Source organism: Nonomuraea sp. NPDC050536 (assembly GCF_044457685.1).
Taxonomy (GTDB): Bacteria; Actinomycetota; Actinomycetes; order Streptosporangiales; family Streptosporangiaceae; genus Nonomuraea.
This window is the reverse complement of the sequence record NZ_JBITHD010000002.1, coordinates 160835-176894: the sequence shown is the minus strand read 5'-3', so window position 1 is coordinate 176894 and position 16060 is coordinate 160835. Positions and strand designations below refer to the sequence as shown.

The window sequence follows — 16060 nt, the reverse complement described above, 5'->3', positions numbered from 1 at the left end:
GGTCGTCCGGCGCCTGTACGGCGGGCCAGGGGGACCGTGGTGCCCGTTTCACGAAGCGCCGTGACGGCGAGCAGCAGTCACCGACTCGCCGGAAGCGCCGGACAGGGGTCCTCAGCCGAAGTGCGGCGGGCGGCCGGTCGCGGCGGCTCGCCGTACACGCGAAGCTAGCTGCCGTTGACCCTGGTGAGGGCCCCGTCGTGGGCTATCACGTGTGCGGGCGCGGGCGCCGCCGCGGGCGGGACGACCGCGGCGTACAGGTGGGTCTCTGTGAGCTTGAGGAGGTTGTCGACGGAGGGGTCCTTGAGGACCCAGCGGGCGTTCTGCGGGACCGGGATGCCGTCGTCCTGGGCGGACTTGGTGCGCGGGATCGTCGAGGTGGTCCTGGTCAGCGCGTACTGGATCAGCGCGCCGCCGTTGCGCAGGCGCAGGGCGTAGAACGGGTAGTCGCCCTGGCTGAAGATCGAGTCGTAGCCGTAGCCCGCGCGCTTGGAGCTCATCCGGGACTCGGCGATCTGCGTGGCGATGTCCGTGGTCAGCGGGCCGGGCTCGATCAGGCCGGCCGTCACGCCCGTGGCGCCCGCCTCGGCGATCGTGGCGTGCAGCGGCCCCATGAACTGCGGGCTGATCGTGACCGACTTGTCGTCGGGAGGCAGTGCCGTGGCGTAGCCCTCGGCGTCGAGCTGGATCTGCGGCGGCTCCTGGCCCGGCAGCAGCTGCGCCGTCGAGCTCACCCGCCAGTCGTCGCTCTTGGCGAACGTCACCAGCGTGGGATGCCCGTTGCGGGTGGCCAGCACCGTGAACCAGAGCGCCCGCTCGTCCGGCTTGAAGCGCGGCACGTACAGGGTCGGCGGGCCCCAGGTGTACTGCGGCGGGTGGCCGCCGGTCGAGGCGAACGCGGCCGAAGTCAGCTGGGCGTAGGCGTCGCGCGTGTTGTCCATGTCCATGCGCAGCGCGGGCAGCATCTGGCCGGCCTTGCGTAGCGCGTTGTCGCTGGCGGTGAACGTGGCGAAGACCTTGGCAGCGTCGACGGGCGTGACCGGCGGCCCCGTGGGCGAAGGTGTGGGAGTGGGCGTCGCGCTGGGCACCGCGGGGGTCGTGGCGGGCGAAGCCGGCGTCGTGCAGGCGGCCGCCCCGGCCAGCAGGCCGACGGCGAGCGCCAGCGCCTTCAGCCGACCGATTACACGCACCTCGCCATGTTATTCGTGCGCGCGAGGGTCGCGTACCCTTGGGAGACGTGGCAGACATCGATCCGGCTGAAGAGATCAAGGAGCTCGCGGGCACCCTGCGAAGCATCCAAGACGTGCTCGACCTCGACGCGATGCGCAAGCACATCGCCGAGCTGGGCGAGCAGGTCGCGGCGCCGGACCTCTGGGACGATCCCGAGCAGGCCCAGAAGATCACCAGCAAGCTGTCCCACCTGCAGGGCGAGCTCAACAAGGTGGAGGGCCTCGCGCGCCGCCTCGACGACCTTGGCGTGCTCTACGAGCTGGCGGCCGAGGAGGCCGACGAGGACACCCGCGCCGAGGCCGACAAGGAGCTGGTCTCGCTGCGCTCCGACATCGGGGCGATGGAGGTCCGCACGCTGCTGTCGGGCGAGTACGACGCCCGCGAGGCGCTGGTCACGATCAACTCCCAGGCCGGCGGCGTGGACGCGGCCGACTGGGCCGAGATGCTGCTGCGCATGTACATACGCTGGGCCGAGCGCAAGGGCTACCCGACCGAGGTCTACGACACCTCCTACGCCGAAGAGGCCGGGATCAAGTCCGCCACCTTCACGATCAAGTCTCCTTACGCGTACGGCACGCTGCGCGGGGAACACGGCACCCACCGGCTCGTCCGGATCAGCCCGTTCGACAACCAGGGCCGCCGCCAGACCTCCTTCGCCGGGGTCGACGTGGTGCCCGTCGTCGAGCAGACCGACCACATCGACATCAACGAGGACGAGCTCCGCATCGACGTCTACCGGTCCAGCGGTCCGGGCGGCCAGGGCGTCAACACCACCGACTCGGCGGTCCGCATCACCCACCTGCCCTCCGGCATCGTGGTCTCCTGCCAGAACGAGCGCTCCCAGCTGCAGAACCGCGCGACCGCGATGAACGTGCTGCAGGCCAAGCTGCTCGAGCGCAAGCGGCAGGAGGAGGCGGAGAAGATGTCGGAGCTGCGCGGCGCCACCACCACGTCATGGGGCACGCAGATCCGTAACTACGTGCTGCACCCGTACCAGATCGTCAAGGACCTGCGCACCGGCACCGAGGCGGGCAACCCCACGGCCGTGCTCGACGGCGACCTCGACGGGTTCATCGAGTCCGAGATCCGCTGGATGCGGCGGCAGGAGTCAGAGACCGCTTAGGTGCTTGAGCACGAGCGTCACGAAGAGCGCGACGATCAGGAGCACGGCGATGAGAGCGGGTGACAGCCCGGCGAAGCCGTGATGGTGCATCCGCTCGCGATTGGCACGGCAGAGCGGGCAGCGCCCCTCGATCACGGGGTGGGCGCACTGCGCGCATACGAGGTGTTCACAACTCATGTCAGCCCCAAGTCTAGCCGCACAATCGTTTTGTTTCCGTTATGGACGTTCCATGCCAGTCTTCCCCCTAGACTGTGCTCTGGCCAATCGGAACGTCGATCATCAGTAAAGATGGGCGCCCCCGATAGGCCAGCGGCGGGAGGTGGGCATGTGCCACCCTTGCTTCCGTCCTGACCTCTAGACTGGCATGCCGTGATGCTCTCGTGATCCATTTCGATAATGTCACCAAGGTCTACGCGAACCAGAACCGGCCCGCCCTCGACCACGTGTCCGTTGACGTGGACAAGGGTGAGTTCGTGTTCCTCGTCGGTCCCTCGGGATCCGGCAAGTCCACGTTCCTGCGGCTGGTCCTCAAGGAGGAGCGGCCCAACTCCGGCGCCATTCATGTCGCGGGCAAGGACCTGGCGCGCCTGTCCAACTTCAAGGTGCCGCACCTGCGCCGCCGTATCGGCTGCGTGTTCCAGGACTTCAGACTGCTCCCGAACAAGAACGTCTACGAGAACGTGGCGTTCGCGCTCGAGGTCATCGGTAAGCCCCGGCGGTTCATCCGCAAGGTGGTCCCCGAGGTCATCGAGCTGGTGGGTCTGGAAGGCAAGGCCCACCGCATGCCCGACGAGCTGTCCGGCGGCGAGCAGCAACGCGTCGCCATGGCCCGCGCCTTCGTCAACCGGCCCATGATCTTGCTGGCCGACGAGCCCACGGGCAACATCGACCCCGCGACGAGCATCGGCATCATGAAGGTGCTCGACCGGATCAACAGGACTGGCACTACGGTCGTCATGGCCACGCACGACGCGGCCATCGTCGACTCCATGCGTAAGCGGGTCGTGGAACTGGAGGACGGCAAGATCGTCCGAGACCAGTCGCGCGGCGTTTACGGCCAGGCCTACTGACAGGGAGCAGCAGACACAACATGCGGGCGAATTTCATCTTCTCCGAGGTCTGGATCGGCCTCCGTCGCAACCTGACCATGACGATCGCGGTGATCATCACGGTCGCCGTCGGCATGGCGATGCTGGGTGTCGGGCTGCTGATCAACGCCCAGGTCTCGGCGATGAAGGGGTATTGGTACGACAAGATCGAGGTCTCGGTCTTCCTGTGCGGCCGAGCTTCCAATCAGCCCAACTGCAAGGGCAAGCCGGTCTCCGACGCGCAGACCCAGGCGCTGCAGACGAAGCTCAAGGCCCTTCCTGGCGTCGAGCAGGTCTACTACGAGGATCAGGCCACCGCCTTCAAGAACTTCCAGGACGCCTTCTCCAACAACAAGACGCTGCTGAACGCCACCCGCGTGCAGGATCTGCCCACCTCCTTCCGGGTCAAGCTGAAGGACCCCAACAACTACCAGGTGGTCGTCCAAGCTGTGTCCGGCGAGGCCGGGGTGGCGTCGGTGGTCAACCAGAAGGACCTGGTCGGCAAGTTCTTCGGCATGCTCGACAAGCTCCGCGTCTTCGCCATCGCCGTCGCCATCATCCTGGTGCTCGCCGCGGCTCTGCTGATCGGCAATACCGTGCGGCTGTCGGCCTTCAACCGCCGCCGCGAGACCGGCATCATGCGCCTGGTGGGCGCCTCCAACCTGTACATCCAGCTGCCCTTCGTGATGGAGGGCATGATCGCCGGTCTCATCGGCGGCGTTTTCGCGGCCGTCATCCTGATCGTCACCAAGGTCATGCTCTTCGAGGAGCTGTCGGCCTACTTGACCGCGACGCCGCTCGGCTGGAACGAGGTCGCCCAGGTGATCACGATCACCATGGTGATCGGCGTGCTGATGTGTGTGCTCGCCTCGTTCGTCACGCTCCGCCGCTACCTCAGGGTGTAGTGGAACGCCGGTAAAGTCGAACCATGCCACGTGAGACCGGGCGGAAGGTCATCGCCCAGAACAAGCGTGCCCGCCACGACTACCTCCTCGAGGACACCTTCGAGGCCGGGCTCGTGCTGCAGGGCACCGAGGTGAAGTCCCTTCGGGAGGGCCGCGCCTCGCTCGTCGATGGCTACGCGAGCATCGACGGTGGCGAAGCGTGGCTGCTCAACGTGCACATCCCTGAATACTCGCAGGGCACGTGGACCAACCACGCCGCTCGCCGCAAGCGCAAGCTGCTGCTGCACCGCAAGGAGATCGAAAGGCTCGCCGCCAAGACCAAGGAGGGCGGGCTGACGATCGTGCCGCTCTTGCTCTACTTCAAGGACGGCAGGGCCAAGGTCGAGATCGCCCTCGCCCGCGGCAAGAAGGACTGGGACAAGCGGCAGACGCTGGCGGAGCAGCAGGCCAAGCGGGAGATGGCCCGGGCGCTGCGGCACGCCAACCGATGAAGCGCGTCCGGCGGACTCTCGCCTCGACGATCACGCTGGTGGTCGCGAGCACGACGCTGACCGCCTGCTTCGAGGAGCCCTCCCCGCACGACGCGGTCCGCGACTTCCTCGTGGGCTGGCAGTCGGAGGACTACTCGCTGGCGGCCGGCCGTACCGACGGCGACCCCGCGACGGTGCGCAAGGCGCTGGCCGCGACCAAGCTCGACCTGGACGCGGCCTCGTTCCGCTTCAAGGTCAAGAGCATGTCGCAGGACGGCGACGAGGCGAAGGCCACCTTCGGCGTCGAGATCGACCTCGGCGAGAACGTCCCGCTGTGGGGCTACACGAGCACGCTGCCGCTGCACCGCGTCGGCGGGCAGTGGATGGTGCGCTGGTCGCCGTCCGTGCTGCATCCCAAGCTGAAGGACGGCCAGCGCTTCGCGGTCAAGACCGAGCCGCGCCCGCGCGAGCGGATCAACGACCGCACCGGTGTGCCGCTGCAGACCAACGACATCCTCTACGTGGCCGGAGTCACCCCCGACAAGGTCGGCGCCCAGGCCCCTCAGGTCGTCGCCGAGCTCGCCAAGATCACCGGCTTCCCCGAGGACCGGCTGCTCAGCCGGATCCAGTCCTCGCCGCCCAGCGACTTCGTGCCGCTGGTGACGTTCGGCCGCTCGCGCTACAAGGCGCTGGCGTCGCGGCTGAGCGACCTCGAGAAGCTCGGCGTCCAGACCCAGCCCCAGCCCCAGCCCGTCCGCCCCGACAACCCCAAGGACATCATCGGCAAGGTCACCGCGCTGACCCCGGAGAGGGAGCAGAAACTCGGCGGCCCGCAGCGGGCCGGCGACTCCGTCGGGCTCACCGGCCTGCAGGCCGCCTACCAGGACGAGCTCACCGGCTCCACCCGGATCCAGGTGATCACGCTCGACCTGAAGACCGGCAAGCAGGCCGACCTGCTCCAGGAGTGGCAGGGCAGGCTCAACTCCGCCGTCACCACCACGATCGACAGCGGTGTCCAGCGCGCGGCCGAGAACGCCGTCGTCGACACCGACGCGGCCGCCCTGGTGGCCGTGCAGGCCTCCAGCGGCGAGATCCGCGCGGTCGCCACCAAGACCTACAACCAGGCCACCGACGCGCTGGCGGGCAAGTTCCCGCCCGGCACGACGTTCTCCATCGTGGCCGCCGACGCGCTGCTCAAGGCCGGGGTCAAGCCCGGCCAGAAGCTGCCGTGCCCCGCCGAGCGCACCGTCGGCGGCGCCAAGTTCGAGCAGGCCAGCCAGACCACCAGCACCACGCCGACCGTCCAGGACAACTTCGCCAGGGGCTGCGTCACCGCCCTGGCCGCGCTCGCCCGCCGGGTCAACGCCTCCGCGCTCTCGCAGAGCGCCACCAACCTGGGCATCGGCGTGCCGTGGAAGCTGCCGCTGACGTCGTTCAACGGTACGCTGCCGACCCTCGACAGCGATGCCGCCAAGGCCAAGGCCATCGCCGGCCAGAACGTCGAGGTCAGCCCGCTGTCGATGGCCCTGGTCGCCGGGGCCGTGGCCTCGGGCACCTGGCACCCGCCCGTCCTGGTCACGGCGCCCACCAAGCCCGACCCGGCCGCCGCCGTCGTCCCCGTCGCGCCGCCCAAGCCTGTCCCGCTGCAGCCGGCCGTCCGCACCACGCTCACGTCGATGATGCGCGCCGGAGTCAGGGGTACGGCTCACGCCGCCCAGGCGGGCTCGTCCCAGGTCTACGGGGTCTCGGCCACGGCCAAGGACCTGACCTGGTTCGTGGGCTGGCAGGGAGACGTTGCGGTGGCCGTACTGGCCAGGAACTCCGACGCCGCGGCGGTCGCCGGGCGGTTCTTCGGCGGCCTTGGAAGCACTCGGTAACTTTCTCGCTACTGCAAGCAACCAAACGAGGGGCCGGCTGCGTCTTACTGAGTGACTGGGCCCGCTCGGGGGGTTGCGGACTCAGTCGCCGTGATGAGATGGGGCTTCATCTCGGGGGAAGCCTCACCGTCCGGACCGGCTCGACCCTGCCGGTCGCCCCCGGGAGCGCGTAGCGACCTTGCCGCGCTCCCGGGGGTTCCGCCGTTTCCCCATGCACTCCCTTGCCTCTCCTTACCGGGGCTCCTTCTTTGCGCGCCCGCCAGGCTCTCACCGTGCCGCCGCGCACCAAGTCCTCGTGATCTCCAGCCTCCGCACCCGGCGGCCTGCCGTACGAGAAACCCTTCTGAACAGGTGGAGCGGGGCCGTGCGGTGGGAATGGAGTTGGCATCGTGGGTGTTGTGAGATGTATCTTCTTGTTGCTCGGCCCTGCGGGGTCGTGTTGACAACTGCACATGGGGGTGACTGGCTTCGACTTCGACCTTGCAACTCAGGTGAAGCGGGCCGAGGACTGCGGACATAACCTCGTTAATCCTGTGACCGCAAACAAATAAGTGCCAATTCTAAGAGCACTAAGGTCGCCCAGGCCCGTGAGGGCCTGGCTCTCGCTGCCTAAGTAGCGAGAACCTTCGTCAGCCCGGGAGTGCCTTCGGCCCGGTGTCTGGCGTCGCTAGAAGGCTCAACCGGACTACCCGGCCACGGGGGAGTTCGGGAAATCTAACAGTGGCTGAGCCCGTCGGCGACTCGCCTGCGTGATCGCCGGGGCTGAGAAAAGCACAGCAGGCTGCGCCCGGAGAAGCCCTGTCTTGGGGTTGAAGGACGCGGGTTCGATTCCCGCCACCTCCACAAGATCGAACCGCCCCTTACCTGCGGCAACGCCGCAGGTAAGGGGCGGTTTCGCGTCTGTTGACGCACGCGACCCCGAAGGGGGACGTCAGCGTGTGCTGCGCCCTAGGTTCTCGGAACCCAATCCCGAACCTGAAGGGGGTGCTGTGACCAGAGGCGCCTGAAGGCGTTACCTGCCGGGAAGGCAGCGACAGGACCCGTGCTTGCCAACAGCCCGCCCACCAGTGCGTCCTGGTGACCTGCCCACCGATCTGGAGGCCTTTGCCAGACCGGTCGTGCGGGCGTTGCTGGGCGACCAGATGCCGCCGCCCAATGACTGATAGGCGAAAATACGCCTCTCCTGCGCCTTCCTGTCACAATTGTCCGCCATGACCCTCAGTCAAGGGGAAGAACAGCGGGCAGGATGGGCCGAGCTCTTCTTCGACCTCGTGTTCGTCGTCGCCGTCGCCAGGCTCGCCCACCTGCTCGAAGGTGATCCGGGGCCGGCGCAGTTCGGCACGTTCGTCCTGCTCTTCGTGGCCCCCTGGTGGGTCTGGCTGACCGTCACCGTCTTCGTGAACGTCACCGGCTCCGACAGCACCCGCTCGCGTCTGGCGCTGCTCGCGTCGATGGCGGCGATGGGCGCGATGGCCGTCGCCATTCCGGAGGCGACCGGCGAGCGGGCCACCGTCTATGCGCTGGGCTTCATCGCCTCGCGCGTGGTGTCGTTCGCGATGTGGCGGGCGGTCGCGCCGCTGAAGATCGTCCTCGCCTTCAACGGGTTCAGCTCCGTCCTCTGGGCGATCTCGATCTTCGTCCCCCCACCGTACCGGGCGCCGCTCTGGCTCGCGGGCGTCGCGTGCGAGGTCGTCACGCTGATCGCCATCCAGCCGCGCAAGCACGAGCCGTCCTACCAGGTGCCGCACATCGTCGAGCGGGTCGGGCTGTTCGTCACCATCGTGCTGGGCGAGTCGGTCGCCGCGGCCCTGGGCGCGTTGGACCACCACTGGACGGCTGCTGGATGGGCGGTGCTCGGCCTCGGTTTCGTGCTCTTCGCGGCGCTGTGGTGGAGCTATTTCGACTTCACGTCGGTGGTCGCGGCGCGCCAGCTGCTTCCGGCCAAGAACTCCCGGGTGCGGGACGTCATGGGCATCGGGCACTTCCCCGTCGTCGCCGCGCTCACCTCGATGGCCGCGGGGCTGGGCACGGCGGTGGCTGAGCCCGGCCACCTCCCGTACGGCGCGGCGCTGGCGCTCTGTGGCGGCCTGGCGCTCTACCGGCTGACCTTCTTCGTGCTTGCCCTGCTGCTCGGGCAGCCCGCGGGCCCGGCGGCCGGCTGGACCGCTCTCGGCCTGGCGGTCGTGGCGGGCACGCTCGCGCTCTTCCCGGTCCTCCCGGCCTGGGCAGTGGTGGGACTGCTCGCCGCCGAGGTGGTGACCCGCCTCACGCGGACCTTGACGGTACGGCGGGCAACGGCCGAAGTCACCTCACCCACGGCGCGCCCCGAGCGAGAGGTCGCTCGTTAAGCGGCGTGGTGTTCGAGTAAGCCGCCATGAGGTCCACCGATGTGGCCCTACTCGTCGCGGTGTCACGAACGGCGGTGTCCTTGTGGACACCGCCGTTTTTGCGTTGGACGAGCGGTGGGGCCGTCCGCCGTGGGCCGGCGCGCCACCGCTCGCCTCCGCGGAACCCCCTCTTCATGCGAATCCGACACCCGAAGTGAGCTCGGATGCCCAGCCCGACGAGGCACCGGATTCCACGCCTGACGAGGCGCCGGACTCCACACCTGACGAGACACCGGATTCGACGCCTGACGAAACTCCGGATGCCACGCCCGACTGGAGTCCGTCCGTCACACCCGACAAGAGTCCGACGGTCACGCCCTCCCCGGGCTGGCAGACTCCGGCCCGGACGCCCTCTCCCGGTACCAGCCAGGCGGGCTGCGACATCCTTCCGCCATCTGGGCCCGGTAGCCGCAGCACGATGGCCGGGCAGCAGGTGGTCGCCGCCATGTCCGGCGTTCCGGAGCTGTCGAGCTTCGTCTCGGCCATCAATAAGGCGTCCTACGCCGCCACCTTCGACAGCTCCCGCGACATCACCGTCTTCGCACCGGTGAACTCCGCCTTCGACAAGCTCCCCGAGGGGCAGCTCGACAAGTGGCTGGCCGACCGCGAGGCGCTGGTCGGGCTCCTCGGCTACCACGTGGTCCAGGGCCGCAAGACCCCGGCCGACCTGGCCGACGCCACGCTCACCACGAAACAGACCGGAAGCATCACCACCAAGGTCACCGACGACACGATCACGCTGAACGGCAAGGCCAAGGTGCTGTGCCCGAACATCCAGACGGCCAACGCCACCATCTACCTCATCGACACCGTCCTGCAGCCGCCCAGCTAGCCTTCCCCGCCTTCTCACACTTGGTCGCAGGAGCCGGGGCGTGCGAAGAACGGTTGGGTGAGTGTGGTTACCAGGCGGTCGTGTGGCTAGAGCGTGCGGAGCCATTGGCGGAGGCGGTCCAGGAGGTTTCGTGGCCTCAGCGGTGGGAGGGCTGGACGATCATCTGATCGTGCCGCACCACGTATCCGTGTGTGTCCTCATCGCGAACGTAGGTGAGGCCGGCGCCGTCCGGTGTGCACTCGGTGGTGCGGAAGCAGATGCTGTCGCCGCCGTGCTCGATCTCGTTGTGCCGGTACACCAGACCGTCCGCCTTGCTCACCCCGAGCCCGGCGACGTCGGTCACCGCCCATCCCAGCGCCCATCCGGCGCTTCCCCCGCCCAGGACCAGTAGCGCCCACAGCACTCGACGAGCGCCGGTCGCCCCGAGGTACGACGCTCCACGGGACCCCGGTCGCACATCACGATCTCCGCACGTATACAGCCGCCGTCTGAACGTGGGTAACCCCGGCCCTCGGATCGATGGGCCTCGCGTTGCGCGGGAGGGGTTTGCCGCATGGGGGTGAAGTCGGGGATGCCGGGGTCTGGCTAATCTGTCTGCGATGGACGGTGAGCGGGTGATCGGCGGGTACGTGCTGCGGCGCGTGCTCGGGCGGGGCGGGATGGGGGAGGTGCACCTCGCGTCCACACCCACAGGGTCGCTGGCCGCTGTGAAGGTGATCCATCCGGCGCTGGCCCGCGATCCCGCGTTCCGCCGAAGGTTCGAGCGGGAAGTGGCCGCCGCGCGGCGGGTCGCGCGGTTCTGTACGGCGCCCGTGCTGGACGCGGGGTTCGACGGGGAGACCGCCTACCTGGTCACCGAGTACGTCAAGGGGCCCGATCTGGCGCAAGCCGTACGGGAGCAGGGGCCGTTCTCCGGGGCGAACCTGGAGGCGCTGGCCGTGGGGATCGCGACCGCGCTGGGCGCGATCCACGGAGCCGGGGTGATCCATCGGGATCTGAAGCCGTCGAACGTGCTGCTGTCGCCGCTCGGGCCGCGGGTGATCGACTTCGGGATCGCGCAGCTCGTGGACGGGGACGCGTCCGCCAGCCAGGCCATCCTGGGGACTCCCGCGTTCATGGCGCCCGAGCAGGTGCGGGGTGAGCCGCTGACCCCGGCGGCCGACGTGTACGCCTGGGGCGGGGTGATCGCCTTCGCGGGGACGGGGCGGCTGCCGTTCGGGGGCGGGGCGCCGCACGAGGTCCTCTACCGCATCGTCAACGAGGGGCCCGTGCTCGACGGGCTCGAGGCGGGGATGCGGGGGCTGGTCGAGCGGGCGATGGCCAAGGATCCCCGGCTGCGGCCGACGGCCCAGCAGCTGCTGGCCGATCTGATGGGCGGCAGGCGGTTCACGCCGGAGACGGCCACGCAGGTGGTGGAGAACACCTGGACGGGCCCCGGCAGCCAGGTCCAGAGGCAGGACGAGGAGCCGGCGAAGGCCGCCAGGAGGCGGTGGCCGTGGGTCGTGGCGGCCGCCGGTTTGGCGGCCGTGGTGGCAGGTGCCGTCGTGGTGCCGCTCACGGCTCGGGAGAGCTGGCCGTACACCGCGGACTTCCGCCAGGCGTGGGCCGTGGGCGCGTCGCAGGGCGGCAGCGCGCGCCAGGTCGGCGGTGCGTACGTGCTGACCGCGAACGCCGGGTGGCGCCTGTGGAAGTCGGCGCCCAGGCGCGAGCCCGGCGGCGACGTCGTGATCAGCGCCAGGGCCCGCCTGGAGCAGGGCAAGGGCGAGTACGGCGTGTGGTGCCACGGCAAACAGGGCTCGGCCGGCCGCTACGAGTTCACGCTGAACGACCAGGGCAAGGCCTCGATCGTCAGGCGCCGCGACGGCGGTCAGCCCACGATCCTGTACGGCCCGGCCGACGCGAAGACCGCGCAGGACAACCGCATCGTCGCCGAGTGCGCGGGCACGACGCTGCGCCTGTGGGTCAACGAGGAGCTGCTCGCGAAGGTCACCGACGACCAGCCGTTCGAGTCCGGCGAGGCGGGCGTGCTCGCGGCGCCCAGCGGCGACCAGGCGGTCCAGGTGCGCTTCGCGACGTTCGCCGTCCAGCCGTCGAAGGGCTAGGCCGTGCGCTTCGGTGTGCTCGGCCCGCTCCTGATCCGCGACGGTGAGCTTCCCGGCCCCGCCAAGCACCGCGCGCTGCTGGCGGCGCTGTTGCTGTCGCCCGGCAGGCCGGTGCCGGTCGACCGGCTCGTCGAGGTCATCTGGGACGGCAGGCCGCCCGCGTCGGCCGAGCCGGTGCTGCGGGTGTACGTGAGCGCGCTGCGCAAGCTGGTCGGCGGCATCGCCACGGTGCCCGGCGGATATCTGCTCGACGTGGATCCCGGCGAGGTGGACGCGCACCGGTTCGAGCGCCTGGTCGAGCGGGCCCGGCGGGCGCGGGAGGCGGGTTCGGCGGGCGAGGCGGCCGAGCGGTTCCGCGAGGCGCTGGCGCTGTGGCGGGGTCCGGCTCTGGCGGATGTGGAGTCGGGGCATCTGCGCAGGACGCATGCCGTACCTCTGGAGGAGCTCAGGCTGGCCGCGACCGAGGAGCGGGTCGAGTTGGACCTGCGGCTGGGCAGGGGTGCCGAGGTGGTCGGCGAGCTGCGCGGGCTGGTGGCGGCGTATCCGCTGCGCGAGCGGGCGTGGGGGCAGCTGATGGACGCGCTGCGGCTGGCGGGGCGGCGGTCCGAGGCGCTGGCGGCCTACCAGGACGCGCGCACGACGCTGGTGGACGAGCTGGGGCTGGAGCCCGGACCTGAGCTGCGCGCCGCCCATGATCGCGTGCTTTCCGACGATATTTCAGCAAAAACCGTCCCTGCCGAGACGCCGCCCGATATTTCGGACTTTGTGGGGCGGGCCGCCGCCCTGGCCTGGATCCGTGAGGCCGTGCCCGCCAGGACCGGCGCCCCCGTCCACCTGGTGGTCCACGGCCCGCCAGGAAGCGGGAAGACCGCGATAGCCGTACACTCCGCAACAAGCCTGGACATGCCCGACGGCACGCTCTACGCCGCGCTCCGCGGCAGAACGCCGTCAGCCGTCCTGGAGGACCTGTTGCGCTCGCTCGGCGGCGGCCCCGTCCCCGCCGCGCTGGACGAGCGCATCAGGCTCTACCGTGGCCTGACCGCGACCCGCAGGCTGCTCGTCGTGCTGGACGACGCCGCCGACGAGGCCCAGGTCAGGCCGCTGCTGCCGACCGGCCCCGGCAGCCTGACGCTGGTGACCAGCCGCTCCCCGCTCGCGGGGCTCGAGGCGGCCCGCGCCCATGAGCTGGGCGTGCTGGCCGAGGCCGAGGCCGTCGGCCTGCTCGCCGCCGTCGCGGGCGCCGAGCGCGTCGCGGCGGAACCCGGCGCCGCCAGGACGATCGCGCGGCTGTGCGGCGGGCTGCCGCTGGCGCTGCGCATCGCCGGATCGCGCCTGGCCAGAAAGCCTGGCTGGACGCTCGAGCACCTGGCAGGACGGCTCGGCGACGAGCGGCGCAGGCTCGACGAGCTGAGCGCCGGCGACCTGGCCGTCCGCGGCAGCCTCGCGCTCGGCTACCGCGGCCTGCCCGAGCCCGAGCGCGACCTGCTCCGCAGGCTCGGCGCGCTCACGGCACCCGACTTCGCGCCCTGGGTGTTCGGCGCCGACCTCGACCCGCTCGCCGACGCCGGGCTCCTGCAGTCGCGCGGCCTGGACGTCGCCGGCCAGGAGCGGTACGGCTGGCACGACCTGACCCGCCTCTACGCCGCCGAACAGCTCGGCGACCCGCGCCCGGTCCTGGCGGAGATCGCCCCGGGCATCCTCGACAGGACCCGCCGCGCCAGGTCCCTGCTGCTGCCCGCCGAGCCGGGCTCGGGCCGGACCGTGGCCGCGACCGCCGAGCAGGTGCTGGAGACCACCCTGCTGCGCGAGTCGGCCCGCTGGCTGCGGGCAGAGCGGGTGTTCCTGGTGGCGACCGTCGGCGACCTTCACCGGACGGGACTGCACGAGGCGGCCTGGCGGCTGGCCTTCTACCTGACCCCGCTGTTCGAGTTGGACGCCCGGCACGACGACTGGCACGACACCACCGCGATCGGGCTGGACTCCGCCAGGGCCGCGGGACATCGGCAGGGCGAGGCGCTGCTGCTGCGCGGGCTGGCGGACCTGCACCGCGCCGAGGGGCGTCCTGGAGCCGCCGCGGCGGCGCTGCGGGCGGCGCTGCCGCTGGTGGAGGGGCTGGAGCTGGCCAGGATCACGCTCAGGCTCGGGCTCGTCGAGGAGCAGCCGGCCGCCGCGGAACGAGCCCTCACCCGGGCGTCGCAGGTGTTCGAGGAGGCGGCCGATGTGCGCGGCACGGCCGACGCGCGGCGGGCGCTCGGCGCGCTGCGCCGCGATCCGAACCTGCTCGAGCGGAGCCTGGCGGACTATCGGGAGCTCGGCGATCCCCGCGGCGAGGCGGAGTCCCTGCTCGACCTGGCCAGGCTCCATCTGGCCGACCGGCGGCTCACCCAGGCCCGCGACCACCTGGAACGGCGGCTGCTGATCAACCGGCGCCTCGGTGACCGGCTGCCCGAGGCGGCGAGCCTGCTCGCCCTGTCGGACGTCGTGCTCGAGGAGGGCCGTCCAGAAGCCGCCCTGACAGCGGCGCGAGAGGCGTACGAGATCTACGACGCGCACGGCGATCGCCGCAACCGCGCGCACGCGCTGCTCGCCATGGCCAGAGCACGCCTCGACCTCGACGAGGTTGATGCCGCAGTTGAGGGAGTTATGCGAGCTATGGGAGAGTTTGACGTCCTCGGCGACGGGCCCGGCCACGCGGAGTCAGAACAGCTCGCGCAGGAGGCTCGGAGGCGGCGTGGCCTGCCGATATAGCGGACTATGCGGAAACTGAAGGTCGCTCGCCTAGCGTCGGGGCCCTGAGTTTCAAACCCCCGCACCGACAAGGGTGATCATAGGATGAAGCGGATTCTGGCACTGGCCGTCACGGCCGTGGCACTCACCGGGTGCGGCCTGCTGCCCGCCCAGCAGGGCGGCGGCGGCGAGGAGAAGCAGCAGACCGCCGCGGTCGCCCCGAGCAAGCCGTCCACTGAGCCTTCCACTGGGGCCCCGGCCACCACCCCCGCGCGGCAGGACACCCCGGCGCAGCAGAGCGACAAGGCGATCGCCGGCCGCGAGGTGAAGGTCACCAGCGGCGGCTCCTCCGGCACGGCGAAGGTCGACATCACGCTGCTCCAGCGGCAGGGCAAGGTCGTTTCACTCAACTTCAGCGTGACCGCGCTCGACGGCAAGGTCAGCCTGCACGGCCAGATGGGTGCCAGCCCTCTCGACTTGAGCGTCAGCCGCGTTTCGCTCATCGACACCGTGAACGGCAAGCGCTACCGCGTGGCGCGCAACGGCACCGGCTCCGACGCGGCCTGCATCTGCTCCAGCACTCAGGGCGTGTGGCCGGAGAAGGGGCAGACCACCTCGCTCTACGCCGTCTTCGGCGCGCCGCCGCCCGACGTCACCAAGGTCAACATCGAGATGCCGCCGTTCGGGGTCTTCACCGATGTTCCGCTCTCCTAGCCTCGCGCCGGCCGTCGTGCTGACCGTTCTGCTGGCCGGCCTGCAGGCCGGTCCTGCCTGGGCGGACCCCACGGTCCCGCCCGATGCGAGCGGAGTGGTAGAGGATCTGGTCCTGCCCGTCGAGGACATCGTGGGCGAGGTCGAGTCGCTCGACGGCACCGAGAGCGAGACCAAGCAGGGCAAGCAGGTCACCGTCGCGCTCACCAGTGACGTGCTGTTCGCGCTGGACAAGTGGGTGCTGACGGCCCAGGCCAAGCAGCGTCTGCGGCAGGTCGCGACCAAGGTCAAGTCCGACGGCGCCGGCGGCGTGGTCAAGATCAACGGCCACACCGACGACCAGGGCACCGACGCCTACAACCTCACCCTGTCCAGGAGGCGGGCGCTCGCCGTGCAGAAGGCGCTTCAGCCGCTGCTGTCCGGTCTCACGCTGCAGGCTCAGGGGTACGGCGAGAGCCGCCCCAAGCTGCCCAACCTCGTCGACGGCAAGCCCGACGCGAGGAACCGCGCCAAGAACCGCCGCGTCGAGATCGTCTTCGACGCCGAACAGTGACGCCTCGAGGCCGGCAGGTACGCTGCTCGACCGGGCCTTAGGCGATGTCAAGGGGGCA

Annotated in this window: 14 protein-coding genes and 1 other RNA gene; 12 read left to right on the top strand and 3 right to left on the bottom strand. The window is 70.1% G+C overall.

All coding sequences use genetic code 11. From position 1 onward, the window contains the following. Window positions 1–164: 164 nt before the first annotated feature. Window positions 165–1187 (bottom strand): hypothetical protein, encoded by a 1023-nt coding sequence (locus ACIBHX_RS07820; RefSeq protein ID WP_397065326.1) that lies wholly within the window; start codon window positions 1185–1187, stop codon window positions 165–167. 47 nt (window positions 1188–1234) lie between these two features. Here ACIBHX_RS07820 and prfB point away from each other — a divergent pair, with 47 nt between their 5' ends. Then, window positions 1235–2350 (top strand): peptide chain release factor 2, encoded by a 1116-nt coding sequence (prfB, locus tag ACIBHX_RS07815; RefSeq protein WP_397065324.1) that lies wholly within the window; start codon window positions 1235–1237, stop codon window positions 2348–2350. Here the strand turns inward: prfB and ACIBHX_RS07810 are convergent. Continuing rightward, complete coding sequence (locus tag ACIBHX_RS07810) at window positions 2336–2527, bottom strand: hypothetical protein (RefSeq protein ID WP_397065322.1); 192 nt, start codon at window positions 2525–2527, stop codon at window positions 2336–2338. The genes prfB and ACIBHX_RS07810 overlap by 15 nt on opposite strands. Window positions 2528–2730: 203 nt before the next feature. Between ACIBHX_RS07810 and ftsE the strand changes: the two genes are divergently transcribed. The 7 genes from ftsE (at window position 2731) to ACIBHX_RS07775 (ending at window position 9909) form a co-directional block, all read left to right on the top strand. Further along, window positions 2731–3420, top strand: a complete 690-nt coding sequence (gene ftsE / locus ACIBHX_RS07805) for a cell division ATP-binding protein FtsE (protein ID WP_020541427.1) — start codon at window positions 2731–2733, stop codon at window positions 3418–3420. Window positions 3421–3440: 20 nt separating this feature from the next. Then, on the top strand, window positions 3441–4343 hold the full coding sequence (ftsX, locus tag ACIBHX_RS07800; protein WP_397065320.1) for a permease-like cell division protein FtsX: 903 nt from the start codon (window positions 3441–3443) through the stop codon (window positions 4341–4343). A 23-nt stretch (window positions 4344–4366) separates the two neighbouring features. Beyond that, window positions 4367–4834 (top strand): SsrA-binding protein SmpB, encoded by a 468-nt coding sequence (gene smpB / locus ACIBHX_RS07795; RefSeq protein ID WP_397065318.1) that lies wholly within the window; start codon window positions 4367–4369, stop codon window positions 4832–4834. Next, complete coding sequence (locus ACIBHX_RS07790) at window positions 4831–6690, top strand: penicillin-binding transpeptidase domain-containing protein (protein ID WP_397065316.1); 1860 nt, start codon at window positions 4831–4833, stop codon at window positions 6688–6690. The genes smpB and ACIBHX_RS07790 overlap by 4 nt, the downstream gene beginning before the upstream one ends. Window positions 6691–7144: 454 nt before the next feature. Beyond that, window positions 7145–7536: a transfer-messenger RNA gene (gene ssrA, locus ACIBHX_RS07785) on the top strand. A gap of 365 nt (window positions 7537–7901) precedes the next feature. Further along, complete coding sequence (locus tag ACIBHX_RS07780) at window positions 7902–9038, top strand: low temperature requirement protein A (protein ID WP_397065314.1); 1137 nt, start codon at window positions 7902–7904, stop codon at window positions 9036–9038. 457 nt (window positions 9039–9495) lie between these two features. Further along, the gene (locus ACIBHX_RS07775; RefSeq protein ID WP_397065312.1) at window positions 9496–9909 is read left to right on the top strand and encodes a fasciclin domain-containing protein; all 414 of its coding nucleotides are present in this window, start codon (window positions 9496–9498) and stop codon (window positions 9907–9909) included. 136 nt (window positions 9910–10045) lie between these two features. Here ACIBHX_RS07775 and ACIBHX_RS07770 read toward each other — a convergent pair whose 3' ends face one another. Next, window positions 10046–10252, bottom strand: coding sequence for a hypothetical protein (locus ACIBHX_RS07770; RefSeq protein WP_397065310.1), 207 nt, complete (start codon window positions 10250–10252; stop codon window positions 10046–10048). Window positions 10253–10508: 256 nt separating this feature from the next. Here ACIBHX_RS07770 and ACIBHX_RS07765 point away from each other — a divergent pair, with 256 nt between their 5' ends. The 4 genes from ACIBHX_RS07765 (at window position 10509) to ACIBHX_RS07750 (ending at window position 16002) form a co-directional block, all read left to right on the top strand. Then, window positions 10509–12011 carry a serine/threonine-protein kinase gene (locus tag ACIBHX_RS07765; protein ID WP_397065308.1) on the top strand — a complete coding sequence of 501 codons (1503 nt, stop codon included), beginning with the start codon at window positions 10509–10511 and terminating at the stop codon, window positions 12009–12011. Between the two features lie 3 nt (window positions 12012–12014). After that, window positions 12015–14759 (top strand): BTAD domain-containing putative transcriptional regulator, encoded by a 2745-nt coding sequence (locus ACIBHX_RS07760; protein WP_397065306.1) that lies wholly within the window; start codon window positions 12015–12017, stop codon window positions 14757–14759. A gap of 84 nt (window positions 14760–14843) precedes the next feature. Continuing rightward, on the top strand, window positions 14844–15452 hold the full coding sequence (locus tag ACIBHX_RS07755; RefSeq protein WP_397065304.1) for a hypothetical protein: 609 nt from the start codon (window positions 14844–14846) through the stop codon (window positions 15450–15452). Continuing rightward, entirely contained in the window at window positions 15436–16002 is a 567-nt protein-coding gene (locus ACIBHX_RS07750; protein WP_397065302.1) for an OmpA family protein, read from the top strand. Before ACIBHX_RS07755 ends, ACIBHX_RS07750 begins: the two co-directional genes overlap by 17 nt. Window positions 16003–16060 lie beyond the last annotated feature (58 nt).